The 23,577-nt window shown below is 48.6% G+C and carries 27 protein-coding genes and 1 pseudogene; 19 read left to right on the top strand and 9 right to left on the bottom strand.

Annotated elements, in window-relative coordinates; translation table 11 throughout:
- From ACLTD4_RS24515 to ACLTD4_RS24475, 9 genes are all read left to right on the top strand, one after another.
- Positions 1–1,044, top strand: a 1,044-nt coding sequence (locus ACLTD4_RS24515) for an amidase family protein (protein WP_412331636.1), incomplete at its 5' end; no start/stop codon positions are given.
- Positions 1,041–2,471 carry an Asp-tRNA(Asn)/Glu-tRNA(Gln) amidotransferase subunit GatB gene (gene gatB / locus ACLTD4_RS24510; protein ID WP_055658953.1) on the top strand — a complete coding sequence of 477 codons (1,431 nt, stop codon included), beginning with the start codon at positions 1,041–1,043 and terminating at the stop codon, positions 2,469–2,471. The genes ACLTD4_RS24515 and gatB, both read left to right, overlap by 4 nt.
- A 77-nt stretch (positions 2,472–2,548) precedes the next feature.
- Complete coding sequence (locus tag ACLTD4_RS24505; protein WP_055659025.1) at positions 2,549–3,838, top strand: aminotransferase; 1,290 nt, start codon at positions 2,549–2,551, stop codon at positions 3,836–3,838.
- A gap of 207 nt (positions 3,839–4,045) precedes the next feature.
- Positions 4,046–6,319, top strand: a complete 2,274-nt coding sequence (locus tag ACLTD4_RS24500) for a helix-turn-helix domain-containing protein (protein ID WP_412331635.1) — start codon at positions 4,046–4,048, stop codon at positions 6,317–6,319.
- A 374-nt stretch (positions 6,320–6,693) separates the two neighbouring features.
- Complete coding sequence (locus ACLTD4_RS24495) at positions 6,694–8,772, top strand: heparinase II/III family protein (RefSeq protein ID WP_412331634.1); 2,079 nt, start codon at positions 6,694–6,696, stop codon at positions 8,770–8,772.
- Complete coding sequence (locus ACLTD4_RS24490; protein ID WP_117633969.1) at positions 8,769–10,484, top strand: extracellular solute-binding protein; 1,716 nt, start codon at positions 8,769–8,771, stop codon at positions 10,482–10,484. Before ACLTD4_RS24495 ends, ACLTD4_RS24490 begins: the two co-directional genes overlap by 4 nt.
- 23 nt (positions 10,485–10,507) lie before the next feature.
- Positions 10,508–11,458 (top strand): ABC transporter permease, encoded by a 951-nt coding sequence (locus ACLTD4_RS24485; RefSeq protein ID WP_002601308.1) that lies wholly within the window; start codon positions 10,508–10,510, stop codon positions 11,456–11,458.
- Positions 11,459–11,469: 11 nt separating this feature from the next.
- On the top strand, positions 11,470–12,363 hold the full coding sequence (locus tag ACLTD4_RS24480) for a carbohydrate ABC transporter permease (protein ID WP_055658963.1): 894 nt from the start codon (positions 11,470–11,472) through the stop codon (positions 12,361–12,363).
- A 16-nt stretch (positions 12,364–12,379) separates the two neighbouring features.
- A complete protein-coding gene (locus ACLTD4_RS24475; protein WP_412331633.1) occupies positions 12,380–13,537 on the top strand; it encodes a glycoside hydrolase family 88 protein in 1,158 nt (385 codons plus the stop codon).
- Positions 13,538–13,646: 109 nt separating this feature from the next.
- On the opposite strand, the gene ACLTD4_RS24470 is transcribed toward ACLTD4_RS24475, so the two are convergent.
- The 4 genes from ACLTD4_RS24470 to ACLTD4_RS24455 all read right to left on the bottom strand — a co-directional run bounded on the left by ACLTD4_RS24470 (position 13,647) and on the right by ACLTD4_RS24455 (position 17,086).
- Entirely contained in the window at positions 13,647–14,525 is an 879-nt protein-coding gene (locus ACLTD4_RS24470) for a LysR family transcriptional regulator (RefSeq protein ID WP_055658966.1), read from the bottom strand.
- Between the two features lie 123 nt (positions 14,526–14,648).
- A complete protein-coding gene (locus ACLTD4_RS24465) occupies positions 14,649–15,197 on the bottom strand; it encodes a GNAT family N-acetyltransferase (protein ID WP_055658968.1) in 549 nt (182 codons plus the stop codon).
- 195 nt (positions 15,198–15,392) lie between these two features.
- A complete protein-coding gene (locus ACLTD4_RS24460) occupies positions 15,393–16,589 on the bottom strand; it encodes an NADP-dependent isocitrate dehydrogenase (RefSeq protein WP_055658971.1) in 1,197 nt (398 codons plus the stop codon).
- 77 nt (positions 16,590–16,666) lie between these two features.
- Positions 16,667–17,086, bottom strand: coding sequence for a metal-dependent transcriptional regulator (locus tag ACLTD4_RS24455; protein ID WP_117633967.1), 420 nt, complete (start codon positions 17,084–17,086; stop codon positions 16,667–16,669).
- Between the two features lie 204 nt (positions 17,087–17,290).
- Between ACLTD4_RS24455 and ACLTD4_RS24450 the strand changes: the two genes are divergently transcribed.
- The gene (locus ACLTD4_RS24450; RefSeq protein ID WP_055658973.1) at positions 17,291–17,647 is read left to right on the top strand and encodes a FeoA family protein; all 357 of its coding nucleotides are present in this window, start codon (positions 17,291–17,293) and stop codon (positions 17,645–17,647) included.
- On the top strand, positions 17,638–17,811 hold the full coding sequence (locus tag ACLTD4_RS24445) for a FeoB small GTPase domain-containing protein (protein WP_242867981.1): 174 nt from the start codon (positions 17,638–17,640) through the stop codon (positions 17,809–17,811). Before ACLTD4_RS24450 ends, ACLTD4_RS24445 begins: the two co-directional genes overlap by 10 nt.
- A gap of 11 nt (positions 17,812–17,822) precedes the next feature.
- Here the strand turns inward: ACLTD4_RS24445 and ACLTD4_RS24440 are convergent, their stop codons facing one another.
- From ACLTD4_RS24440 to ACLTD4_RS24420, 5 genes and pseudogenes are all read right to left on the bottom strand, one after another.
- Entirely contained in the window at positions 17,823–19,214 is a 1,392-nt protein-coding gene (locus ACLTD4_RS24440) for a recombinase family protein (protein ID WP_412331632.1), read from the bottom strand.
- A gap of 177 nt (positions 19,215–19,391) precedes the next feature.
- Positions 19,392–19,907 (bottom strand): hypothetical protein, encoded by a 516-nt coding sequence (locus tag ACLTD4_RS24435; protein WP_320988939.1) that lies wholly within the window; start codon positions 19,905–19,907, stop codon positions 19,392–19,394.
- A 58-nt stretch (positions 19,908–19,965) separates the two neighbouring features.
- Positions 19,966–20,205 carry a hypothetical protein gene (locus tag ACLTD4_RS24430; protein ID WP_320988940.1) on the bottom strand — a complete coding sequence of 80 codons (240 nt, stop codon included), beginning with the start codon at positions 20,203–20,205 and terminating at the stop codon, positions 19,966–19,968.
- Positions 20,206–20,508, bottom strand: a pseudogene (locus ACLTD4_RS24425) (ImmA/IrrE family metallo-endopeptidase); the annotation flags it as partial.
- Positions 20,509–20,660: 152 nt separating this feature from the next.
- A complete protein-coding gene (locus ACLTD4_RS24420) occupies positions 20,661–20,996 on the bottom strand; it encodes a helix-turn-helix domain-containing protein (RefSeq protein ID WP_256265288.1) in 336 nt (111 codons plus the stop codon).
- Positions 20,997–21,155: 159 nt separating this feature from the next.
- Between ACLTD4_RS24420 and ACLTD4_RS24415 the strand changes: the two genes are divergently transcribed.
- The 8 genes from ACLTD4_RS24415 to ACLTD4_RS24380 all read left to right on the top strand — a co-directional run.
- Complete coding sequence (locus ACLTD4_RS24415) at positions 21,156–21,371, top strand: XRE family transcriptional regulator (RefSeq protein ID WP_118078077.1); 216 nt, start codon at positions 21,156–21,158, stop codon at positions 21,369–21,371.
- Positions 21,372–21,493: 122 nt separating this feature from the next.
- Positions 21,494–21,643: a hypothetical protein gene (locus tag ACLTD4_RS24410; RefSeq protein ID WP_155521547.1), complete on the top strand. Its 150-nt coding sequence runs from the start codon at positions 21,494–21,496 to the stop codon at positions 21,641–21,643.
- Positions 21,644–21,682: 39 nt separating this feature from the next.
- Entirely contained in the window at positions 21,683–21,835 is a 153-nt protein-coding gene (locus tag ACLTD4_RS24405; RefSeq protein ID WP_412331631.1) for a hypothetical protein, read from the top strand.
- Positions 21,836–21,850: 15 nt separating this feature from the next.
- Positions 21,851–22,393: a hypothetical protein gene (locus ACLTD4_RS24400; protein ID WP_412331630.1), complete on the top strand. Its 543-nt coding sequence runs from the start codon at positions 21,851–21,853 to the stop codon at positions 22,391–22,393.
- 5 nt (positions 22,394–22,398) lie between these two features.
- Complete coding sequence (locus tag ACLTD4_RS24395; RefSeq protein ID WP_006775562.1) at positions 22,399–22,725, top strand: hypothetical protein; 327 nt, start codon at positions 22,399–22,401, stop codon at positions 22,723–22,725.
- A 53-nt stretch (positions 22,726–22,778) separates the two neighbouring features.
- Complete coding sequence (locus tag ACLTD4_RS24390; RefSeq protein WP_006775561.1) at positions 22,779–23,081, top strand: hypothetical protein; 303 nt, start codon at positions 22,779–22,781, stop codon at positions 23,079–23,081.
- A gap of 3 nt (positions 23,082–23,084) precedes the next feature.
- Entirely contained in the window at positions 23,085–23,306 is a 222-nt protein-coding gene (locus tag ACLTD4_RS24385) for a PC4/YdbC family ssDNA-binding protein (protein ID WP_006775560.1), read from the top strand.
- On the top strand, positions 23,303–23,577 hold a 275-nt coding region (locus ACLTD4_RS24380; protein ID WP_412331629.1), incomplete at its 3' end, for a hypothetical protein. The genes ACLTD4_RS24385 and ACLTD4_RS24380, both read left to right, overlap by 4 nt.

Below are 23,577 nucleotides of genomic sequence, written 5' to 3'. Positions count from 1 at the left end.
TCAGGCGGTTCCTGCGCCGCAGTTGCAGCAAATGAATGCTTTTATGCGCTTGGTTCCGATACGGGCGGGTCCATACGGCAGCCCAGCTCATTCTGCGGGGTGACTGGTTTAAAGCCAACCTACGGAACCGTTTCCCGGTACGGTCTCATTGCCTACGGATCATCTCTGGATCAGATCGGTCCGGTGGCGAAGGATGTGACGGACTGTGCGGTGATCCTTGAAACGCTGGCAGGCCATGATACAAAAGACAGCACCTCCATGGACCGCGGGGAGTATGACTGGTCAGGCCGTCACGACAGCTCCGGCGAAGTGCAGGAGAGTACCCGCTTCACGTCGGCTCTGGTGGACGACGTGAAAGGAATGAGAATCGGAATTCCGAGGGATTATATGGGAGACGGCCTCGATCCGGAGGTAAAGGAGGCTATCTTAAAAGCCGCGGCGGTATTGAAAGAAAAGGGCGCCGTCGTGGAGGAATTCGATCTTGGCATGGTGGAATACGCCATTCCTGCCTATTACGTGATCGCATCCGCGGAAGCCAGCTCCAACTTATCGCGATTTGACGGCGTAAAATACGGCTTTCGGGCAAAGGAGTATGAAGGGCTTCACGATATGTATAAAAAGAGCCGTTCCCAGGGCTTCGGGCCGGAGGTGAAACGCCGTATCATGCTGGGATCCTTCGTCTTGAGCTCCGGCTACTACGATGCCTACTATCTGAAGGCTCTCCGGGCGAAGGCGCTGATCAAAGAAGCATTTGACCGTGCGTTCGAGAGCTACGATGTGATACTGGGACCCGCGTCGCCGGTTACGGCGCCGAAACTGGGAGAGAGCTTAAGCGATCCCCTGAAAATGTACCTAGGCGACATCTATACGATCTCCGTCAACCTGGCAGGGCTTCCGGGGCTTTCCGTTCCCTGCGGGACAGATTCCAAAGGCCTTCCGATTGGCTTGCAGCTAATCGGAGACTGCTTTAAGGAGAAACAGATTATCCGCGCGGGGTATGCGTTTGAGAGGAGCCGTCAGCAGGAAAGGAGGCAGAGCAGATGAGCAGACAGTATGAGACAGTCATCGGACTGGAGGTCCATGTGGAGCTTGCCACGAAAACGAAGATTTTCTGTTCCTGCTCCACGGAGTTTGGCGGAGCGCCCAATACCCACACCTGTCCGGTCTGCACCGGAATGCCGGGTTCGCTTCCCGTCCTCAACAGGCAGGTGGTGGAATACGCTCTGGCGGTGGGGCTGGCAGTGAACTGTGAAATCAATCAGTACTGCCGGTTTGACCGGAAAAACTATTTTTACCCCGACAATCCTCAGAACTACCAGATCTCCCAGCTTTACCTCCCTATCTGCCACGACGGTTTCGTGGAAATCGAGACAGCGGCCGGTAAGAAGAAGGTGGGGATTCACGAGATCCACATGGAGGAGGACGCAGGAAAGCTGATCCATGATGAATGGGAAGACTGTTCCCTGGTGGATTATAACAGAAGCGGCGTTCCTCTCATTGAGATCGTCTCCGAGCCGGATATGCGAAGCGCCGATGAAGTGATCGCGTATCTGGAGAAGCTGCGGCTCATCATCCAGTATCTCGGAGCGTCGGACTGCAAGCTTCAGGAAGGCTCTATGCGGGCGGATGTGAACCTGTCCGTCCGGGAAGCGGGAGCATTGGAGTTTGGTACCAGGACGGAGATGAAGAACTTAAACTCCTTCAAGGCCATTGCCAGAGCGATCGAGGGCGAGAGGAAGCGCCAGATCGAGCTTCTGGAGGATGGGAAGAAGGTGGTCCAGGAGACGCGGCGCTGGGATGATAATAAGGAAAGCTCCCGTGCCATGCGTTCCAAAGAGGACGCCAAAGATTACCGCTATTTCCCGGATCCCGATCTGCCGCCGGTGACCATAAGCGACGCCTGGATTCAGGAGATAAAGGACCGCCAGCCGGAGCTAAAGACCGAGAAGATGGCAAGATACCAGGAAGAGTACGGCCTTTCCGCGTATGACGCGGATATCATCACGGAGGCGAAGCACATGGCGGATATTTTCGAAGCCACTGTTTCCCTGTGCGGAAAGCCGAAAGAAGCGGCCAACTGGCTGATGGTCGAGGCCATGAGGCTGTTGAAGGAAGAGGCCCAGGAACCGGAGGCCATAAGATTTTCACCGGAAAATCTTGCAAAATTAATTGTTTTGGTGGATAATGGTACTATTAACCGCACGGTAGCGAAGGAAGTATTTGAAAAAATATTCGCTGAAGATATCGATCCCGAGGCCTACGTAGAAGAAAACGGGCTTAAGGTAGTAAATGACGAGGGAGCGCTCCGCGCCGTGATCCGGGAGGTTATAGCAGCAAATCCACAGTCTGTGACAGATTACCATAATGGGAAAGAGAGAGCCAGAGGCTTTCTGGTAGGACAGACGATGCGGGCGATGAAAGGGAAAGCTGACCCCGCCATGGTAAACAGGGTATTAGAGGAACTGCTGTAACCCGGGCAGATGCCGCCATGGGAGGCAAAAACCCGGAAACGAATGAAGGAGATAATATGAGGAGGAAGAAGAAAGCGATGAAACCGTATGCAGAGATGACGAAGGAAGAGTTACAGGAACTTAGAAAGCAGCTTTCCACCAAGTACAGGGAGTATCAGGGCAAGGATTTACGCCTCGATATGTCCAGAGGAAAGCCAAGTGTGGATCAGCTGGACTTATCCATGGGAATGATGGATGTCTTAAGCAGCGATGACGATTTAACGTGTGAAGACGGTACAGACTGCCGCAACTACGGCGTGCTCGACGGCATCAAGGAAGCGAAAGAACTGCTCGGCGACATGATGGAGGTTCATCCGGACCAGATCATCATCTACGGCAACTCCAGCTTGAATGTCATGTATGACACGGTTTCACGTTCCATGACCCAGGGCGTGATGGGTAACACACCATGGTGCAAATTAGACAAAGTAAAATTCCTCTGCCCGGTTCCGGGATACGACAGACACTTTGCCATTACGGAATATTTTGGTATCGAGATGATCAATGTCCCCATGACGCCAACAGGCCCGGATATGGATATCGTGGAAGAACTGATTGCAAATGACGACTCCATCAAGGGTATCTGGTGTGTGCCGAAGTACTCCAATCCACAGGGTATCTCCTACTCCGACGAGACTGTACGCCGCTTTGCAAGATTAAAACCGGCTGCTCCCGATTTCAGAATTTACTGGGATAATGCCTATACGATCCATCATTTATACGACCACGACCAGGATCATTTAATCGAAATCCTGGCAGAATGCAAGAGAGCGGGAAATCCGGACCTGGTTTACAAGTTCGCTTCTACCTCCAAAGTAAGCTTCCCGGGTTCCGGTATTGCGGCCATCGCCTGCAGCCAGAACAACCTGGTAGACATCAAGAAGCAGTTAAAGATCCAGACCATCGGCCATGACAAGGTAAACCAGCTGCGTCACGTGCGCTTCTTCGGAGATATCCACGGCATGGTGGAGCACATGAGAAAGCATGCAGACATCATGAGACCGAAGTTCGAAGCCGTAATCGAGATTCTGGAGAGAGAACTGGGCGGCCTTGGAATCGGTTCCTGGACCAGTCCGAAGGGCGGATACTTCATCTCCTTCGATTCTCTGGACGGATGTGCGAAATCCATCGTTGGCAGATGTAAAAAAGCAGGTCTCATCATGACCGGCGCCGGCGCTACCTATCCATATGGAAAGGACCCGCACGACAGCAACATCCGTATCGCACCTTCCTATCCGCCGTTATCTGACCTGATTCTGGCAATGGAATTATTCGCACTCTGTGTGAAGATTGTGAGCATTGATAAGCTGCTGGCTGAGATGAACTGAGGATCGAATTATATGAATAGATAGAAACAGAAAAGTAAGGTGCAGAAATATAAGTATTCTGTGCCTTATTTTTTTGATACCTGGTTTGCATTCTATAATACGATATGCGGCTTTATTTTTGTCGGTGTATGCTGCCGGCAAAGTCATGAATCACAGCCTCAACACACGATGATTAAAACAGTCGAAGTAAAAATGGAGCCGAATTTTATGAAATTTACAAAAATGCTGATGCACTACATAACAAAATACTTTCTGGGTTTTCTGATTGTTTTCCTGAGCAGTATTCTGGTGGCCTTCGTAGCCAGCCGCAGTATTGAGGACTACATAATTGAAAAAGGGGAGATGAAGAACCAGGAGGGAATCAACGGTATTTATGAGATGGTTAATAAAATGGAGCTGATCAATGAAATGATGGCGAAGAATCAGACCTTCAGCACCATTGTCTACCAGCAGGGGAAGATTCCAAAGGAGGATGTGCTAAAGCTTAAGGAGGCCAATAAAATGTTCAGTGAGATTGGCTTTGTGGCGGATTACACCCCCTACGTATTTATGCTGTTCAAAAAGAATGACCTGTACTTATCCACCAGCCAGTGCAGCTTCAATTTCCAGGACTACTACAATAAATTTCTCCGGATCCAGCGGGAAGGCGCGGACTTTTCTGACTCGGATGCCGTGCGTGACGAACTGTTTGGCCGGTATGCGAAACACAGCCAGTTCGTCCGCCTGGATCAGATAAGGTTCATCTATAATGAGAAGGAGCGAAAGCTTCAGGACGCGATCCTCTACTTAACGAGCAGTGAACTTACGCGGCTGAACCCGCAGTACCTGTCGTGCTTTGTCATTGACAGAGACTATCTGATTAAAAGCATTATGATGCCGGAGCTGGAGAAGGATGGATTCCTCTATATTCAGGATTCCAGGACCGGGGATGTCCTGCTGGAGTATGGGAATGTCCCGGAGGGGATCGGCGCGTATGAGAATGGACAGGTCGTCGGGGACGGGGGCAGTTACCGCCTGATTGTGAAGCAGCAGGATGACCTTCAGTGGAAGATCGTTACCGGGATTCCCATGGCATTTATTGATAGCCAGATCTGGCCGGTGAGCAGACTCCTGATCATCTATCTCTGCATCGGTCTGCTGCTGGTAATCGGGCTGACTGCATTTTACAGCTACCAGCAGTATTCCGGCATGAAACGGGTTTTGTTTGCCCTCCCTGCGGAAAATGGAGTGGAGAGCAGCAAAAAGAGGTTTGACGAGTACGGGATTCTGACAGACAATATACTGGCTCTTAAGAAGAACGGCAATGAGTACCGCGCGAAGATGGAGGAGCTGGCGAAGCAGAATGAAGCCATGATGCTGGAGCATCTGATCGTTATGGGAATCTGGCTTCCGGAGGAACGGCGGGTATTTGAGAAGTGCTTTGAGAAGGTGCCGGAATTCTTTTGCGTGGCCGTGGTGCGCCTTCAGCAGAAGGAATACGGAAATTCAGATATCATAACACTTGCCATGGTGGAGTACTTAAGAAAGCATTATCCCGGGAAATTTACGAATGTATACAGCGGTCTGACCGACGAGCTGTTCCTTTTTGAACTGAAACCGGAACAGGAGGCCAATGTTTCCGGCATCAAGAAGCTCTTTGAGGAGGTGGCCGTCATGGTTACCGCCGCGTACGACGTGATTCTTCATGTTGGGATCAGCGCCATCGGAACAGACCTTGCCAATGTGAACAAATGTTATGAGCAGGCCCGCCAGGTCGTTCGGGCACAGTATGCCTGCAGCAATGAAAATGTGGTAAAGACGTACGATATCTCTGCCAACGCTCTCTACGCAAATCCGGTCAATATGGATTTTTTGAATCATCTCTATACGCTTCTCATATGCGGGCAGCAGGAGGAAATCTGCACCCAACTGGATAAGGTGGAGAGCTATTACAGCAGGATGCCTTACTTATATGAGGCACAGAAGGAACAGATTTTCTATTCGATCCGGAATATCCTGTATTCGGCCTGGCTCCATCTGGACGGAGAGACGGATTCCAGGGAGAATTTTCCGGTCTTCCAGAAGAATCTAAAGTGCGGGGAAATGATGGAGATGCTGCGGAGAAGTTCTGACGAACTCTGTGACTTCATCAGCCAGACAAAGAAAAGTAAGAACGAGGGGCTGAAGGAGAAGATTCCCCAGTACTTAAACAGCCATTACGAGGAGGCAGGTCTCTCGGCCTACCGGGCCAGCAGTGAGATCGGAATTTCCGAAAAGTATTTATCCCAGTTTCTGAAGGAACAGACCGGTGAGACCTTTTCCTCGTACCTTCTGCGGCTGCGGATTGAGAAGGCGAAGGAACTTTTGGCGACGACGGACTACAGCAACGATAAGATCGCCCAGATGACCGGTTTCGGTGCGGTCAATACATTTTATCGGAATTTCAGCAAACAGGTGGGCGTCACACCGAAGGTGTATAAGGAAAACTGTGAGACCCGGTAAGGGACTCTTATGTCAGATCATAAAAGGGACAGCCTGAAGGAATTTTATCAGCGCTGTCCCTTATGTTGTTTTGACGGTACATTCTGTGACGGCAGAAATCTTAGCCAGGAATCAAAAGCCAAATCGTATTGTTTACATAAAATAAATCGCTTTATCATAATAGATTTGCTGCTCTTCCTCAAATAATTTAACAAGATTTTTTACAATTTTTTCTTCTAATTTGAATTCTTACCATATGAGAGGGCAGGAAAAATATGAGATACCATTTTCTTACCCACCGGTATTCTTTTTATTCAATGACAGTATCCAAAAGACAGAGAGGTATGATACGATACGGCCATACAAAAATTACATATTGGAGAGGAGGCATAAAGATGCCGGAAACAGAAAAAGGCCCTCTTCTTACGGATGAGACATTTTTCCATAGCTGTCTCGATTTGGACCGGCCGGAAATGCGCGAAGTGCGTCATTTTGCAGAGAAGCATGATTACGGTCAGGCGAGAAGCGCTTTGGCAGTTTCGCTGCGGTCCGGGCTTGCCGCGAGGAGGGAACGCTTTTTGGCAATCCCGTATGAGGAACCGGAGAACGTCTATAAATATCCGGGCGAGACGGATGAGGAGGCATGTGAGCGTCTGCGAAAGCACGTCCTGATCTCGGTAGGGGTCCCCTGTGATTTTGGGGCAGCGGGGGAGATAAACTGGAAAGCCAATCCTACCTATAATCAGTACAGGGAGTGGACGTGGCAGCTGAACCGCCATCATGAGTGGAAGATGCTGGCTCACGAGTACAACCGGACAAAGAAGGAGGCATACGCTTATCAGGCTGCGGAATTTTTCCGTTCCTGGGTTCGCCAGGCGGTACGCCCGGAGCAGTCAGTATCCGGGTACGATACCGAGTGCTGGAGGACGATCGAATGCGGGATCCGGATGGGAGCGAACTGGCCATACGTGCTTTTCACATTCTTTGATAAGGAGGCGTTTACCGACAATCTTCTGGTGGACTGGTATCAATCGGTCTGGGAACACGGGCAGAGGCTTTACAGAAACAGGACGCATGGAAACTGGCTGATTATGGAGATGAACGGGCTGGCTCAGATTGGAATTCTCTATCCTCAGTTTAAACAGCGGGAAGAGTGGCTTCAGTCTGCGTTTGCCGCGCTGGAGGAGGAGCTGGGGCGTCAGATCTATCCGGATGGCTTCCAGTATGAACTGTCCACGGGATATCACGATGTTGTAATCAATAACTACGAGCGGCTGATTCTGGTGGCCAGGGCGTTCGATGTCCCGGTTCCGGAACGAATGACGGAACGGCTGACAACCGCCTGTGAGATCGATGTGAAGCTCATGATGCCTGATGGATGTCTGCCGGATATCAACGATGGAAGGAGGGAGGCGAGCCGGAAACTGCTGGAGCCAAAGCTTTCCTTCATAAGAGAAGAGAAGGCGGAAACCATCCTTTGGGCGGCCAGCGGCGGAACCCGGGGAACCCGTCCCGATTACTTGTCAACCGCACTTCCCTATTCGGGTTTCTTCATTATGAGAAATGGATGGGAGAACGGCAGCGTCTGGGGACTTTTGGACGCAGCGCCATTTGGACGGGGTCATCAGCATGAGGATAAGCTGAATTTACTCATTTACGCACAGGGGAAGTACCTGCTGACCGAAGGTGGAAATTATGCCTACGACGATTCCGAGATGAGGCGCTACTGTCTGTCCTCCAGGGCACACAATACGGTCCTGGTGGACCACAAGGGGCAGAACCGAAGAGCTTCGTATGTCTGGGAAGACAGCGATATCGAAAAGCTTTCCGGGATGAAGTGGGGAATCGGAGACTCCTGTGACTGGGCAGAGGGCTGTTATGACGGGGCGTACGGCGGTATGGAATGCTGGAACTGGGGAAAACCCGGAAAGAATGAGGAGAATGCAAAAGACGAGGTTCCGCCCAAGGAGACCGGAGTGCGTCATACAAGATCGGTCTATTTTATCAAAAAAGCGCCGGAGGGGCTGAACCCGTTTTTCCTTGTGGTGGACCGGCTGGAGTCCCGGAATCCTCATGTGTACGATTTCCTTTGGCATGTAGACAGTGAAAATCCAGTGATCACGGAGGCGGGGGTGGACCTGGAGGAGATGGCCGTCTGCGTTTCCGGGAACGAGAAAACCATGGAAATAATCCGCGGGAGAGAAGAGCCGGAGTGGCAGGGGTATGCGGCCACAGGGACCGAGCAGGGAATGTACCGGGAGATCAACTGTATCGTCGCCCGTGCAGAGTCTGACAGTATTAGAATGGTAACGGTTTTATACCCTCACGGCGCAGGGGAGGTCACGGCCTGCCGCGTTTACGGGGGTGAAAACATAGAGGACGGGGATATGGAGGTGGGTTTTTCCGATGGCCGCACGTATTCCTTCCAGGAAGCAGTAATGAGAAACGATCATAAAGGAGGAGAAGTATCATGAGAAAAAATGGGAAGAGAGCAGCGGCGTTGGGAATGGCCGCAGTGATGGCCGCAGCCGCATTATCGGGCTGCCAGAAAGGAAACGGCGGGTCGGCCGGCGGGACAGACCGCGCAGAAGGTGATACGACGGCGGCTGTGACGGAGGCACAGGGCAGCGGAGACAATAAGCTGGTGGTTGCGATCCAGACAAACAGCTATGTGACGGATTACGATAACAACTACTTCACGAAATATCTGGAAGACAAGCTGGGGATTGAGATTGAGTTTTATCAGCTTCCGGCGGCTACGGATGAGGTCAGGACAAAGGTGTCCCTCATGGCCACCTCCAATGACAATCTGCCGGATGTGCTGATTGTGGATAATGCGCTGACACCGGAGACAATATTGGAATACGGCAGCAGCGGAGTGTTCCTGCCTTTAAACGAATATACAGAGGATGCTTCCAGGATGCCGAATTACAACGCAATCCCGGAAGAAGACAAGAAAGTGATGGAAGCGGCCCAGACGATGGCGGACGGTAACATGTACAGCTTATCCAAATATGAACCGGAGACCTGGAATGTGACGCCCAATCGTATGTTTATCAATAAAGCCTGGATCGACAAGCTGGGACTGACCATGCCGACGACAACGGATGAACTGAAAACCGTATTGAAGGCGTTCCATGATCAGGATCCCAACGGAAACGGCGTGCAGGATGAGATCGGCGCTTACGGCTATCAGGCAGGCGGCTACGGCCAGAATATCACGGCCGCACTCATGAACTCCTTTGAATTCTGGAACGGCGGCAATTTAAACGGCGGCCTCGCCCTTGACAAGGACGGAAAGACCGTTATCGCTCCGTTTACGACGGAGGGCTGGAAGGCCGGATTGACTTACATGAACGATCTTTACAAAGAGGGCCTGCTCTCACCGGCCATCTTTACCGATGACGATACACAGTTTAAGGCAACTTTAAACGAAGAAACCAATGTGGTGGGGCTGGTGTCCTTCGGTTCGCTCTCCAACTATCCGGATGCGGCAAACAACAGCAACTATCTGGAAATGGAGATTTTAAATCCGGTTAAGGGACCGGACGGAACCAACTATACACCATATACAGAATACTCGCCAAACCAGGAATTCTTTATTTTTAATGGTTGTAAAAATGTAGATCTGGCTGTGAAACTGGCGGATGCGTTCTACGATCATGAGGCCTCCACGGTAGCCAGATTCGGTGAAAAGGGTGTTGATTATACCGAAACCCCGGCGGAACTGGAGAAGATGAACAATGCCTATGTGGCGGCCGGCCTCTACGACAAGGTGACACTGGCTTATATCTCCAACTACTGGCTGGAGCCGGCAGCAAAGACATGGCACGGCGTATCACCGAGATATGCGAGCCTTGCGGAAATGAACACGGTTGCAAACGGCATGGTAACGTACAACCCGGAAGACAAGACACAGCTAAATGCCAAGAGCTATGAGTATTATTTTGACAAGCATCCGGAGAAGGTTCTCCCGCTTCTTCACTATACCGAGGATGAGGCAGGACAGATTCAGGAAGCCCTTTCTAACATACCAACTTATGTAAACCAGACAATGGCAGAGTTTATCACCGGGGCAAGAGATATTGAGAGCGGATGGGATGCTTATATGTCAGAACTAAAGGGAATGGGCCTCGACGAGTGGCAAAAGTGCGCGCAGGCGGCCTATGACCGTTCTGTGGAATAGAGAGGAACCCGGAGGAATTTATTGTGGCAGGAAACAGAAAAGACAGCCCGGTTGCGGGCAAAAGAGATTTGAAGAGACAGATTCTCGCCAGATGGCAGCTCTATCTGCTGCTGTTGCTGCCGCTCATCTACATAGCGGTATTTGCATACGTCCCCATGGGCGGGCTGGTGATCGCGTTTAAGAAATATAATGTGAGACAGGGAATCTGGGGCAGCGCATGGGTGGGACTTGACAACTTTGTCAAGTTCTTCACCTCATACAAATTCCCGATCATCATGAAAAATACGCTGATGATCTCCTTATACAGCCTCGCGGTGTCATTTCCAATTCCCATTATCTTCGCGCTGCTGTTGAATGCAATGCTGGGAAAGCGGTATAAGAAGGCGATCCAGACGATCACGTACGTGCCGTATTTTATCTCGACCGTAGTCATGGTGGGACTGATTTTCCAGGTACTGAACAACCGGAGCGGAATCTATGGGAGCCTTTATACGATGTTTACCAACCGGACGGCGCCGAATATTCTGGCGGACGGGAAGCTGTTTAAGCACATCTACGTCTGGTCGGGGGTATGGCAGAGCACGGGCTACAGTGCGATTATTTATATTGCTGCGTTGGCCGGTGTGGACCAGTCCCTTCATGAGGCGGCTGAGATTGACGGGGCAAGCAGGTTCCAGCGGCTGCTCTACATCGACGTTCCAACCATACTCCCAACCGCCAGCATTATGCTGATTCTGGCGGTTGGCAACATCATGAATGTGGGATTTGAGAAAGTCCTGCTGATGCAGAATAATCTGAATCTGAATTACAGTGAAATTATATCGACCTATGTATACAAGGTGGGACTCGCCAGCGGAATCAATGATTTCTCGCTATCGACGGCCATCAGTATGTTTAACTCGGTGATCAATTTTATCCTTCTGATGATAGCAAACTGGGGGAGCAAGAAGCTGAGCGGCAATGGGATCTTTTAAGGAGGGCAAAAATGCGAAAATTTAAGAATTACAGTCTGAATGACAAAGTGTTTTACGTTGTGATTACGGCTCTCCTGACGATTTTCTTTGTCCTTGTGCTGTATCCCTGTGTCTATGTGATCAGCGCGTCATTTTCGTCCGGCACCGCGGTGCAGAGCGGCAAGGTGGTCCTGTTTCCGGTGGATTTCAGCCTCGAGGGCTATAAGACCGTGTTTCATACGAAGACGGTGTGGACGGGATTCCGTAACTCCCTGTTTTATACGTTTGTGGGAACGGCAGTCAATATTATCATGACCCTGACGGCGGCTTACTGCCTGTCCAGGGACGATCTTCCGGGGCGGAACGCGATCATGCTGGTCTTTACATTTACCATGTTCTTTAATGGCGGTATGATTACGTCGTACATACTCGTGCAGAAGCTGCATTTGCTGAATACGGTGTGGTCGCTGCTGCTTCCGGGGGCGATCGGGGTCTACAACCTGATTATAGCAAAGACTTTTATCCAGAATTCGATTCCCGGAGAGCTGCTGGAGGCAGCCAGGATAGACGGCTGCTCGGATTTCATGTATTTTATCCGGATCGTCCTGCCGCTCTCGAAGGCGATCGTGGCGGTGCTGGTGCTGTTCTACGGAGTGGGCCACTGGAATGCCTACTTCAATGCCATGATCTATCTTCATGACAAGGCACTGTACCCACTGACCCTGTTTTTGCGGGAGATCTTAATGGCGGATCAGATCGATCCCTCCACTGTGACGGATCCGGAGCTGCAGGCACAGCTCGCCCAGGCGGCGGGCGTAATCAAGTACGCGCTGATCGTGGTGAGCATGGTTCCCGTGCTTGTGATTTATCCGTTTATTCAAAAATACTTTGTAAAGGGCGTTATGATTGGATCGGTGAAAGGTTGACGGAGGAGACGAAAATATGACAGAACAATTACCATTAAAGGAAGAGGAGCTGGCATGGGCCGGCGAAACTCTGAAGAGGGCAGAAGAGAAGCTTAAGAAGGTGAGCGGACGCTCCGCCCACAAGATCCCGTATACGACCGTTGACGGCGTCCATGACGACCGGTCGGGGGATGACCAGATAGACTGGTGGACCAATGGATTCTGGGGAGGCATGATGTGGCAGCTGTACGCTCTGACCCAGGACGAGGAATATAAGAAAATCGCCGTGGAAACGGAAGAGAAGATGGACAGAAACTTGATGTGCGCGGAAGGGCTGACCCATGACCATGGATTTAAGTGGCTTCTGACCTCCGTCGCCGATTACCGGCTGACCGGTGACTGGAAGTCGAAAAACCGCAGTATGCTGGCCGCCTGTAACCTGGCGGGCCGCTACAATCCGCGGGGCAGGTTCTTACGGGCCTGGAATGACGGGATGGGGTATCGGCAGGAAGACAACCGCGGCTGGGCCATCATCGACTGCATGATGAACCTTCCCCTGCTTTACTGGGCTTTTGAGGAGACGAAGGATCCGAGATTCTATGAGATCGCCGTGGATCACGCGGATACTGCGATGAATGCATTTGTCAGGGCTGACGGGTCTGTCCGTCATATCGTGGAATTCAATCCTGAGACAGGGGAGATTGTCAGAGACTACGGAGGCCAGGGATACGGCGAAGGCTCTTCCTGGACGAGAGGCCAGACGTGGGGCTTATACGGATTTGTCCTGAGCTACTTACACACGAATGACAGAAAGTATCTCGACACCGCCAAGAGAATCGCCAACTACTTTATCGCCAATATTCCGGAGAGCAATCTGATTCCGGTGGATTTCCGGCAGCCGGAGGACTGCGGGCTGGAAGACTCCACCGCCGCCGCCATCGGCGCCTGCGGGCTTATTGAGATTGCAAAGCAGGAAAAGGGCCGGGAAAGCCGTGTCTATTTGCAGGCGGCGCTTCGCCTTTTGAGAACGCTTGCTTCGGAGCGGTGCAATTGGAATGAGGAAGAAGATCAGCTGCTGGAGAAATGTACGGCGGCCTACCACGACACGGAACATGAATTTTCGATTATATATGGAGATTACTACTTTCTGGAGGCGTTGATGAAGCTTGCGGGGAAAGAGGTTTTTCTGTGGTAGTGTAGTGGATATGTAAATAGCCTGCTGCTTACGGTTAGGAGAAAACGTAAAAAGTACGGCGGAGAAACGGAATATTCTGTTTCTCCGCCGTACTTTTTGGATAACAAGATTAATCGAATAGCACCAGATTAATAAATGCCTGGAAACTCTCGCTCTGAAATTTATCTTTATTAAATACTACATGGTTCATACAGCTGACATCAAATTCCTTTACGTCTATCTCCACAATCTCCCCGCGCTGAATGTAGGGGTCTGCAAAGATTCGGGGAACAACGCCGATTCCCAGGTTCTCACGGGCGGCCTGGACGATTACGTCGGAATTGGTGCTGGACCACAGCGGCGCGGCGGTTAAGTTGTGCAGAGTCAGGGCGCAGTCGAAGGCGTCTCTGATCGTGCAGCCCTCCTCGCGCAGGATGAGAGGCTCTTCCACGAGGCGTTCCAGGGATACGGGCTGGCTGGCCAGGCGGGCGAATGGATGGTCGGGCGCGCAGATGACGGCCAGCGGATAGGAGGAAAATGGAATTTTCTCCAGCTGTTCGTTGGGCACGACGCCCTCGATCAGACCGATATCCAGCTCATTTTTCAGCAGCAGCTGTGCAATCTCCTTGGAATTATTTACCGTGACCTTGACGACGGACTCCGGATTGCTTTTCATAAAACGGGAAATAACTCCGGGCAGCAGGAAGCTGGCCAGAGTCACACAGGAGCCGATCCGAAGAGGAGTCTGGCGGTTTAAGGAGCCGGAACAGGTTTCAAGATCGTGATAGAGCTCCAGAAGCGGTATCACTTTAGAGAGATAGAATTTGCCGTTCTCATTGATGACGATTTTCCTGGAAACGCGGTCGAAGAGAGAGGCGCCTACGGATTCCTCCAGTTCATTGATCGCGTGGGAAATAGCCGGCTGCGTCATGGACAGCGTTTTCGCCGCTCCAGTAATACTGCCCTCTTCACAGACGGTTTTGAAGATAGTAAGATGTCTTAAATTCATGATCAGGATCCCTTCCATTACCAATACAACATATGATAATAGATATTATATCATTCTGATAATGAATTGAACAGGGATTTTTGTCCTTTTTTAAAAAATAATGTCGAAAATCAGTACGGACAATCAGAGGTCCAGCAGCATGAGATGCTCATCTGCGTAGCTGCCATCCCGGTATTTAAAGGAATGGGGGCGGGTGCCGTAGATGCGGAAGCCATATTTTTCATAAAGGGCGATCGCACGCTTATTTTCGCAGACAACCTCCAGCTCGATCATCTCCAGCCCCATTTCTCCGGCACATGTTATGATGGCCGACAGAAGCAGGGAGCCGATTCCCAGGCCCCAGTACTCTTTCCGGATGGATATGCCGAAGGTCGCGCGGTGGCGGTACCGTTCCCTCTGGGCGATAGGGCTTAAGCCGGCATTGGCGATGATGGTTCCGTCCACAACGGCACAAATCATTAAGTCTGCGGGACTGCTCAGCGTGGACTCCAGAAATTTTTCTTCCCGCAGGGTGGGCATGGTAATTTCATCGGAGTACCGGGCCATGAAGTCTGTCTCGTCTGAGGTGGCCTTCATCAGATGAAGGATGGCGGCCGCGTCGGCGGGAAGAGGACTTCTTAAGTGGCAGAGAACGCCGTTTTTCAGTGTGTGGTCTTTGGGTTTGTATCTCATGGACAGTGCCTCCTGATAATAATGGATAGTTAGTGCCTCCCGGCGTAAATACCAGTGCTGGTTTATGAAAATCCCTCCGGTACCGTGAGAGGACCCGCGGTTCGGAGGGATTGCAGTAGCAGCAGTCAGATTACGTTTCGCTGAAGGCCGTTGAGGGAAGGCCGTTGAGGGAAGGCCGTTAAGTGAAGCTCTCCCTTAGAGACGGGCAGCGATTGCTTTGATGAAATCCTCACTGTTTAATACGGTAGGATTCGGTATGGTGGTGATGAGTGCCAGATCCTTTGTCATCTCACCGCTTTCGATGGTATCTATGGTGGCTTTCTCCAGTTTGTCTGCAAAATCCATCAGGTCGTTGTTGCCGTCTAACTCTCCGCGCTTTCTCAAAGCACCGGTCCAGGCGAAAATGGTGGCCACCGAGTTGGTGGAGGTCTCTTCTCCCTTTAAGTGCTTGTAATAGTGGCGCTGTACGGTTCCATGGGCGGCCTCATATTCGTAATCGCCATCCGGAGATACGAGAACGGAGGTCATCATGGCGAGAGAGCCAAATGCGGAAGAAACCATATCGCTCATAACGTCGCCGTCATAATTCTTGCAGGCCCAGATATAGCCGCCTTCGGACTTCATGACACGGGCGACCGCATCGTCGATCAGAGTATAGAAGTAAGTGATTCCGGCTTCCTCAAACTTAGCAGCATACTCTGCGTCGAAAATATCCTGGAAAATATCCTTGAAGGTGTGATCGTATTTTTTGGAAATGGTGTCCTTGGTGGCAAACCATAAATCCTGTTTCGTATCCAGAGCGTAGTTGAAACAGCTTCTGGCAAAGCTTTCTATGGAATTATTTAAGTTGTGCATGCCCTGTACAATACCGGCGCCTGCGAAATTATGTACCAGTTCACGGGTCTCACTTCCGTCTTCTGCCGTATAGACTAACTCGACTTTCCCGGCTCCCGGAATCTTCATCTCGGAACCCTTATATACGTCGCCGTAAGCATGCCTTGCAATGGTGATCGGCTTTTTCCAGTTCTTTACACACGGTTCGATTCCCTTAACCACAATCGGAGCACGGAATACGGTGCCATCCAGGATCGCACGGATCGTGCCGTTGGGGCTCTTCCACATCTCTTTTAAGTTGTACTCTTTTACACGGGCGGCATTGGGGGTGATGGTGGCACATTTGACTGCAACCTTATATTTTTTAGTGGCGTTGGCGGAATCGACGGTGACCTGATCGTCTGTTTCGTCGCGGTATTCCAGGCCGAGATCGTAGTATTCTGTTTTTAAGTCAATGTAGGGAAGCAGTAAATGATCTTTGATCATCTTCCAGAGAATCCTGGTCATCTCGTCGCCGTCCATCTCGACGATGGGGGTTGTCATCTTAATCTTATCCATGTGTCTGTTCCTCCTTGTTATGAACATCATCGTGTAACCTATAGTATACGACGAATTAAGGATTCGCACAAGACTGTCTATGTAAATTTATCCAGCCATTTTTTCAAATTATACACAGTTTTCGGGTCGATGAAATGCTCTACTTTCTCAGCCTGTTCCAGTTCATCGGTGGTTTCATTAATATAGCAGAAGAAATTCTGCAGCACCGTATGGCGGAACAGGAGATAGCGTCCAAGCTGAAGACCCGCCTCGGTCAGTGTGACTGTACCGTATTTTTCGAACCTCACAAGCCCGCTGCTGCGTAAGTTTCCGGCCATTTTTGAGGCGGATGAAGGCCGGACATGAAGGCATTTGGCGAGGTCTCCGATCCGGACCGGAGTGCCGTCCTGACTGAGGCGGCAGATCATTTCCAAATAGTCCTCCATGGAGTAGGTGATCTGAACGTGTTCCAGCAGGGAATAGCCTTTTAATGTATAAAAATTATCTTCCTGGTCCATTTGTTACCTCCTTGTCGGTATCCGCATATCAGTTTAGTATATTCCGGCGGAGAATGATCTATGACAGGCCTGGGGAAGAGCTTCTTAATCATTGCGGTCAGGGAAACTGACCTGCTGTCTGAAAAAATGCAAAAATCCTGCGGAACCACTGTACCAGCCTTCGCATATGTTAGGATATGGAAACATTTTCGGAGGTAAATTTTAATGACAGAAGTAATCCAGTTAACCGATTTAAAAAAGGGCCAGAAGGCAGTTATATCCGAGCTGGCCGTTTTTGATGATATGAGACGACGTCTTCAGGACATCGGTCTGATTGAAGGAACCGTAGTGGAGTGTGTGGGGAAGAGCCCTCTGGGAGACCCCTGCGCTTATGTGATCCGCGGGGCCGTCATTGCGCTGAGGAGTGAAGACTCCGGACGTGTGATGGTATGCAGGATGGAGCCGGGATACCGGAAAGCAAAAGCGGAGAAGAATCCAGACATGGTTTCGGCCGCAGATACTGCCTCGATCTGTGAGGGCAAGTCAGAACAGGAGGAAACGGAGGACGTAATATGGGGTTAAGCAGAGATTCTGTCGGAATCAAGTCCGTAGACTGCGGGCTGGAAATCAGGAAGCGCCAGGAAGACGATAAGGTGATCGCCCTGGCCGGCAACCCGAATGTGGGAAAGAGTACCGTATTTAATGAAATGACAGGAATGAATCAGCATACCGGTAACTTAACTTAACGGTAAAACAATTACAAAAAGATAATTTGATATTTCCGGTTCCGCCCAATGCTCTTTGATACACGGATTTCCTTAATAATTGACCTCCAGAAGGCCCTCTTTTCCTCATTGTTTAAATTATTATAGATGATCTCAAAATTGCAGTCCAGAACTTGCTTAAGCGGTTTTAGATTTTTTATTGGTTGTTCCATGTCTGGGAGGGCAGCAAGCTGTTCCTCATACTCCGCGCGGTCTTTTTTATATTCTTCCAGATTGATCACTTCATTCAGGTACAAATCCTTCAAACGGTCTAGTTTCCTGCGGATCTTATTCTTTTTTGCGCGATTATCAATTCTCTTGGCTTCCCCTGTCTCAAAATCTACCAGATAGCCGCTTAACTCTTCCCGGATGTGTTCTAATAAATATTCTTCAATCCTCATTTCTCGAATCTCACCGCCGTTGCTGCATTTTTTGTATGCACGGTACTGCAGGCATTCATAGGCAGGATATTTGTAGCGATAGACTTTTCCGCTGGTCCTGCGGCTCACGACGTTAATGTGGCAGCCGCTCATTTTATGACCACACTCGTCACAAATCAGGATTCCTGAGAATATGTAGGGATATTTTTGGCTGGAGCGTATCGTGCTGTTGTTGTCAAGGACACGTTGAATGTCCTGATACATCTCGTCAGAAATTAGGCGCGGACAGTAATTTTCGTTGCCGCGATAACGGCCGGTGTATTTCTCGTTTCGCAGGATACTGTTTTTTAGGTTCTGGATACTCATATTTATTCCGTGGGTTTCCCGCATGTAGTTTACGGTTTTGGCAAGTCCCTGTTCCCGATGGAAGTACTGAATACTATCCAACATCGCGGGTGCCTCGTCAGAAAAAACTAAATGCTTATTTTGAATCATGTAGCCGCGCGGCACCTTTCCGGTTATAACTTCGCCATGCTCTACCTTGCTTCGGAACACGTCGGCAACACGGAGGCCGCCATTCTGAGCTTCCAGTTCTGCCCAGGTCATAGACTGGGCCACGAATGCCCGCCCATAAGGCGTGGAGGTGTCAAAATAAGGTTGGTCAATGGCTGTCCAGGCTACGTTGTATTTATCCAATATAACCTGAGTGTTAAGATAATGGCGAAGACTCCTGAACCATCGATCTAATTTCGTAAATATGATGAGATCGACCAGGCCGGCTTTGACATTCCCGATCAGGCGGGTAAAATCATCACGGTCCAGCTTTTGGCCGGAAACGCCGTCGTCGATATAGGTATCTTGAAGGATCATGTTCTGGTGATCATCGATATATTTAGTTCCGCGTTCCTTTTGATCGCGGATAGAATCACCACGTTCAGCCTGCTCATCGGAGGATACACGGATGTAGAGGGCTACGCGCTGAAGGGCGGTCTGAGTTTTTGCCATAATATCATCTCCTTGGTCTAGTGTATTAATTTTGCGTATAAAAAATACACCTCTTGTCAGGACATTCTGGAAATGATATAATCAATTTGCGAGAAAGACATATCTTTCCGGAATGATCCGGCAAGAGAATCTATGTGAAAAGCTCTGGGAGTTGGTAGCTCCTAGGGCTTTTTTCGTCTATTCAAATAAATCTGAAAAATCTACCTTGACTTCATCAAATGAATTGTTCTCATATTCGGGAATCCAAAACGATTTTATATTTGCAAAATCTTGATACCTTAAAGCGCTATTAGTATCGATTTTTTTTGCGTATTTTACATCTTCAATAGTAATTCCAAACATTGGAAGAATATCGTCCTTTGACTCAAATGTAAAGGGGGCCCCATCGGTGTGATTATATGAATCAGCATGTATTGAAATACGCTGAACTTTATCGCTATTTAGCATAAATTCAAATTCATTATTGTTATAAAAACAGGAGACTATAGGAGAATAAAGATTTCCTACTTCATAATTCCATTCCTCACGTGATTCTGGTTCTCCCATTTTTTCAATAAGTTCTGCTTCGGATATGCCGCAGAACTGTTGAACATCCAATATAATCTCAACATTTTTTTCGGGTTCAGACTCTTTTGAAGAACAGCCACATACAAGCCCTACAATAATTAAGACAGACAATATTACTTTTTTCATACTTTCTTCCTCTTTTATTTTCGACGTATTAAAGGCGACAGCCCACATTTTAATATTTTTATCTCAGAACATAATTCTGTAACCGCTCAGGAAAATATCTCTCAAGCATATCGTGATACTCTGCCCATGTGGCGTGTTTTTCTTTAGGCTCTTTCTGTTCAATGATAGGCTTGGGTTTCGGCACCGTCATTTCCGGTATAACAACAGGAAAAAAACAGTTATGTATATCCTGATTTATTTCTTTGCACTCACTTAAGTGGCACATTTTATAATCTTCGTATATTCGATTCGCTGCCATGCAGGATACTCCATATGTATGACAGATACCTCTGATACTGTCTGATCGCATATGCCAGATGGTTGCACGAGGCACGAGAATATTACTGGCGAAATAATCGGCGAGATCCTCAAATGATTTATCCGTTGAAGGAAGACTCATTATAAAATGTCCGAGTTCATGCATTAATGAAAACCGTATACGTTCATTTGAGCTTTTTTCATTGTATGCAATGATTTTTTCGTAAGTAAAAGCGTCTTCTGTACAACTCTGGCATAAAGTATATAACTCAAAGTTAATCTCCTTTAACTCTGAATAACTCAAAACCTTAAAACCATAATGCCTAAGTATAGAAAAACAATCAATTGGAAAAGCAGTTATATTGCATTCCTTGTAGACAGTTAATACATAACTTAGCAATCGGTTAAGTCCAGCTCTATTAAAATCGGTGCAGCATAAATAATTTCTCAATAAAATCAGTCCTCAAATTCAATTTCGGACAGGAGCTGTATCAGGCGCATTTTCTGTTCAACAGACATTTTCTTTCCATTTCTGGCTACGAGTTTTTCTACATCAGCATAGGTGGGCTGAGGAACTGCTTTGGAGCCATCATTTGCCATTGCTTCGAGCTCGTCGGTACTAATTCCTAACGCATCGCAGATTTTGCAAACATTTACATAACTTGTTTTTTCAATACCATTTTCTAGCATAGATTTAATGGTTGAATAAGCAATACCTGTAATCCGTACTAAATCAGCAACTTTCATGTTTTTTTCTTCCATAATATTTCGTAAAATCTGTGCTCTCTCCATATGATCACCTCTAGTTTGATAATACACTATTTTTTGCAATATGTAAATAATAAATTGCGAAATACTGCAAAAAGTTATTGACAATTGCGATATAATGCAATATAGTATATTTATAAATTGCGGTATATCGCAAAACCAGAAAGAGGGTGAATAAAAACTGTGAAAATTAACTGCAAGAACTTAGAAGCAGAAATGAAAAGGTATGGCATATCCAGGAAAGAAATAGCTGCAATGCTTGATTTGTCTTACAGCACAATTCACACAAGGTTTAACGGAACAACACAATGGCTCTATGAAGAGTGTGTGCGAATCCAGCAAACATACTTTCCTGATTCAGAACTTAAGGACCTTTTCACGGTTGAAAATGATGCCTAAAACAAACTTATGTTCGATATGGCAAATATACCACTATCGAACATGCATGTCAATGGAAAATGAAGGACAACGCAAGTAGTACAACCAGTCAGACATACAATCTATCAGAGAGGGGTGGTGATATGAAAGATACTGTAATCGCAGTAAATAGCCTTAACGTGGAAAAGGCATTTGAAGCCCTTGCAAGAATTTTGACTGCACGAGGAGAAGCAACAGTGACTGTAAAATCTATTAAAAAGAAAGACGAGGTACAGAAAGATGAAACCGCTTAATAGCGGTACCGATGGACAAGCAGTGGGAGGTGATTCAGAATGCAGAAATACATTGACAACCTCGACGACTTCGAGGACGACAGCCGATCTCGCCTGCTGGAAGTAACGGAGCGGTGGCTGATGCCGGCGGTTATCTTTGTGGCTGGTGTGATTATCATTTTAGCAGTTTGCGTTTCACTGGAAGCGTTGTAAGAGGGGAGAAAGACAGTGAAGAGAGTTAATGCCGAAGAAACATATTTTGACAGCATGAACGATATGGTTATTGTCCTGTGTTGCAAGGAGGATATCGCTGAAGAAGGGCCTGAACACATAGTGCTGGAGCCGGTATGGAAAAAATACGAATCGGACGACAGCCCTGTAGAATATCTGACACTGGCGGATATTTCAGAACAGTTTCAGGGACGCTGTTGTCTCATGGTGATAGCGGAAACTCCTTTGAGTGGACGTATATATATCGCTATGATAACTATGGTGAAAAGGAATGGCTGGAAGTCGGGACAACTTGTGGTTATGCATAGAGCTGCAGGAGGAGGGAATCAAATGCAGAGAGAAACAATCATGAAGCAATTAGAAAAGCAGGCGCGGTATGCGCAGCGCTCTTTGTCGCGTGATCTGCTCTATCAGACATATGGACAGGCTTGTATGGCGCGCCAGTTGGAAGCAATAACGAAAGATGAGTTTATGCAGATCAATCACATGACGGTGTACTTTATGAATACCCATGCAAGAGAACTGGAAGAAGGAAGGTGAGAACGATGAAGAAACGATTAGAGAAGAAGAGGGAGAAGCGGAAGCGTGAACAGATCCACAGATTGCTTGATCTGGCGCTGGATATCAACGGATTGGAACCCAGAAAGCAAGGCATTACGGGCGATCTTCCGACAGCATTTTTTAAGTTTTCTGGGCAAGTGGGCTGGATAGATATTCATATGTATTCTACTGGTTGGAATTCCGACAATTATCCGGATGTGGAAATGCTTCCGAGTACAAATAGCCTTGGAGAACTTTCCTACGCGGTACGCCGTATGGAGGCGTTAAAAGCAGAAACCCCAGGAGCGGCAACTCCCAGGGATTCAAGGTAACTGATAATAATTTGACACCCTCATTATAGCAGAGGGAGACAGGAGAAATCAAGATGGTACAAGCAAAAGAATTACCAAATGAAGTAATGGATCGCATAGTACTGCGGAATTCAATCCTCGACAGTCTTCCAGATCATGCTCTCGAAAAAGCCGATTTTATTCTGGAGCAACTTCAGAATTCTTATACTGGAGTTCTTCCAGATGATGACCAAATGCGAAGCTGGAGTAATAACCGAGAAGTTATATGTGCATACATCGACATCACCAGAGACTACGTGTGGAGAGTGCAGGAAGAATTGGAGGCAATTCGCGCGGCGCTTAAAAATGAAAACGAAATAGATCGAGAAAGGGGATAGAAGATGGCAAAAGAACTGAAATGTGAGATCCTGGAGACTCTGATCGAGTTTCCGGGCGAAGGAAAGTACCACAAGGAGTTGAACCTGGTGAAATGGGGAGACCATGAACCGAAGTACGACCTTCGCGGCTGGAACGCGGATCGGTCTGAGATGACAAAAGGAGTCACGCTCACAAAGGATGAGCTGATGATATTAAAGAAAGAATTAGGAGGAATCGAATTATGATGATTACAGCAACTTTTGAAAGTATCCAGGAAATGCGGGAGTTTGCAAATGCAGTTTCGACGGTCGAAACTGATGCACTGATGGAATTAGCGAATGGGCCAGATCATTACCGCCAGGCAAATCCGACAATACAGTTTACCGGCACGCCTCCGGTACAGCAGGCTGCGTCAGTAACTCCACCAGTACAGCAGGCACCAGTTACCCCTCCACCAGTACAGCAGACGCCGGTAACGCCACCAGTACAGCAGACTCCACCAGTTACCCCTCCGCC

The organism is Hungatella sp., assembly GCF_046966825.1.
This window is presented reverse-complemented; position numbering and strand designations above follow the sequence as displayed.

What these genes read in the sequence shown, in the direction of transcription:
- gatB (WP_055658953.1), top strand. Translation starts at nt 1,041, where the DNA reads ATGAGCAGACAGTATGAGACAGTCATCGGACTGGAGGTCCATGTGGAG.
- ACLTD4_RS24505 (WP_055659025.1), top strand. Translation starts at nt 2,549, where the DNA reads ATGAAACCGTATGCAGAGATGACGAAGGAAGAGTTACAGGAACTTAGA.
- ACLTD4_RS24500 (WP_412331635.1), top strand. Translation starts at nt 4,046, where the DNA reads ATGAAATTTACAAAAATGCTGATGCACTACATAACAAAATACTTTCTG.
- ACLTD4_RS24495 (WP_412331634.1), top strand. Translation starts at nt 6,694, where the DNA reads ATGCCGGAAACAGAAAAAGGCCCTCTTCTTACGGATGAGACATTTTTC.
- ACLTD4_RS24490 (WP_117633969.1), top strand. Translation starts at nt 8,769, where the DNA reads ATGAGAAAAAATGGGAAGAGAGCAGCGGCGTTGGGAATGGCCGCAGTG.
- ACLTD4_RS24480 (WP_055658963.1), top strand. Translation starts at nt 11,470, where the DNA reads ATGCGAAAATTTAAGAATTACAGTCTGAATGACAAAGTGTTTTACGTT.
- ACLTD4_RS24475 (WP_412331633.1), top strand. Translation starts at nt 12,380, where the DNA reads ATGACAGAACAATTACCATTAAAGGAAGAGGAGCTGGCATGGGCCGGC.
- ACLTD4_RS24470 (WP_055658966.1), bottom strand. Translation starts at nt 14,525, where the DNA reads ATGAATTTAAGACATCTTACTATCTTCAAAACCGTCTGTGAAGAGGGC.
- ACLTD4_RS24465 (WP_055658968.1), bottom strand. Translation starts at nt 15,197, where the DNA reads ATGAGATACAAACCCAAAGACCACACACTGAAAAACGGCGTTCTCTGC.
- ACLTD4_RS24460 (WP_055658971.1), bottom strand. Translation starts at nt 16,589, where the DNA reads ATGGATAAGATTAAGATGACAACCCCCATCGTCGAGATGGACGGCGAC.
- ACLTD4_RS24455 (WP_117633967.1), bottom strand. Translation starts at nt 17,086, where the DNA reads ATGGACCAGGAAGATAATTTTTATACATTAAAAGGCTATTCCCTGCTG.
- ACLTD4_RS24450 (WP_055658973.1), top strand. Translation starts at nt 17,291, where the DNA reads ATGACAGAAGTAATCCAGTTAACCGATTTAAAAAAGGGCCAGAAGGCA.
- ACLTD4_RS24445 (WP_242867981.1), top strand. Translation starts at nt 17,638, where the DNA reads ATGGGGTTAAGCAGAGATTCTGTCGGAATCAAGTCCGTAGACTGCGGG.
- ACLTD4_RS24440 (WP_412331632.1), bottom strand. Translation starts at nt 19,214, where the DNA reads ATGGCAAAAACTCAGACCGCCCTTCAGCGCGTAGCCCTCTACATCCGT.
- ACLTD4_RS24435 (WP_320988939.1), bottom strand. Translation starts at nt 19,907, where the DNA reads ATGAAAAAAGTAATATTGTCTGTCTTAATTATTGTAGGGCTTGTATGT.
- ACLTD4_RS24430 (WP_320988940.1), bottom strand. Translation starts at nt 20,205, where the DNA reads ATGGCAGCGAATCGAATATACGAAGATTATAAAATGTGCCACTTAAGT.
- ACLTD4_RS24420 (WP_256265288.1), bottom strand. Translation starts at nt 20,996, where the DNA reads ATGGAGAGAGCACAGATTTTACGAAATATTATGGAAGAAAAAAACATG.
- ACLTD4_RS24410 (WP_155521547.1), top strand. Translation starts at nt 21,494, where the DNA reads ATGAAAGATACTGTAATCGCAGTAAATAGCCTTAACGTGGAAAAGGCA.
- ACLTD4_RS24405 (WP_412331631.1), top strand. Translation starts at nt 21,683, where the DNA reads ATGCAGAAATACATTGACAACCTCGACGACTTCGAGGACGACAGCCGA.
- ACLTD4_RS24395 (WP_006775562.1), top strand. Translation starts at nt 22,399, where the DNA reads ATGAAGAAACGATTAGAGAAGAAGAGGGAGAAGCGGAAGCGTGAACAG.
- ACLTD4_RS24390 (WP_006775561.1), top strand. Translation starts at nt 22,779, where the DNA reads ATGGTACAAGCAAAAGAATTACCAAATGAAGTAATGGATCGCATAGTA.
- ACLTD4_RS24385 (WP_006775560.1), top strand. Translation starts at nt 23,085, where the DNA reads ATGGCAAAAGAACTGAAATGTGAGATCCTGGAGACTCTGATCGAGTTT.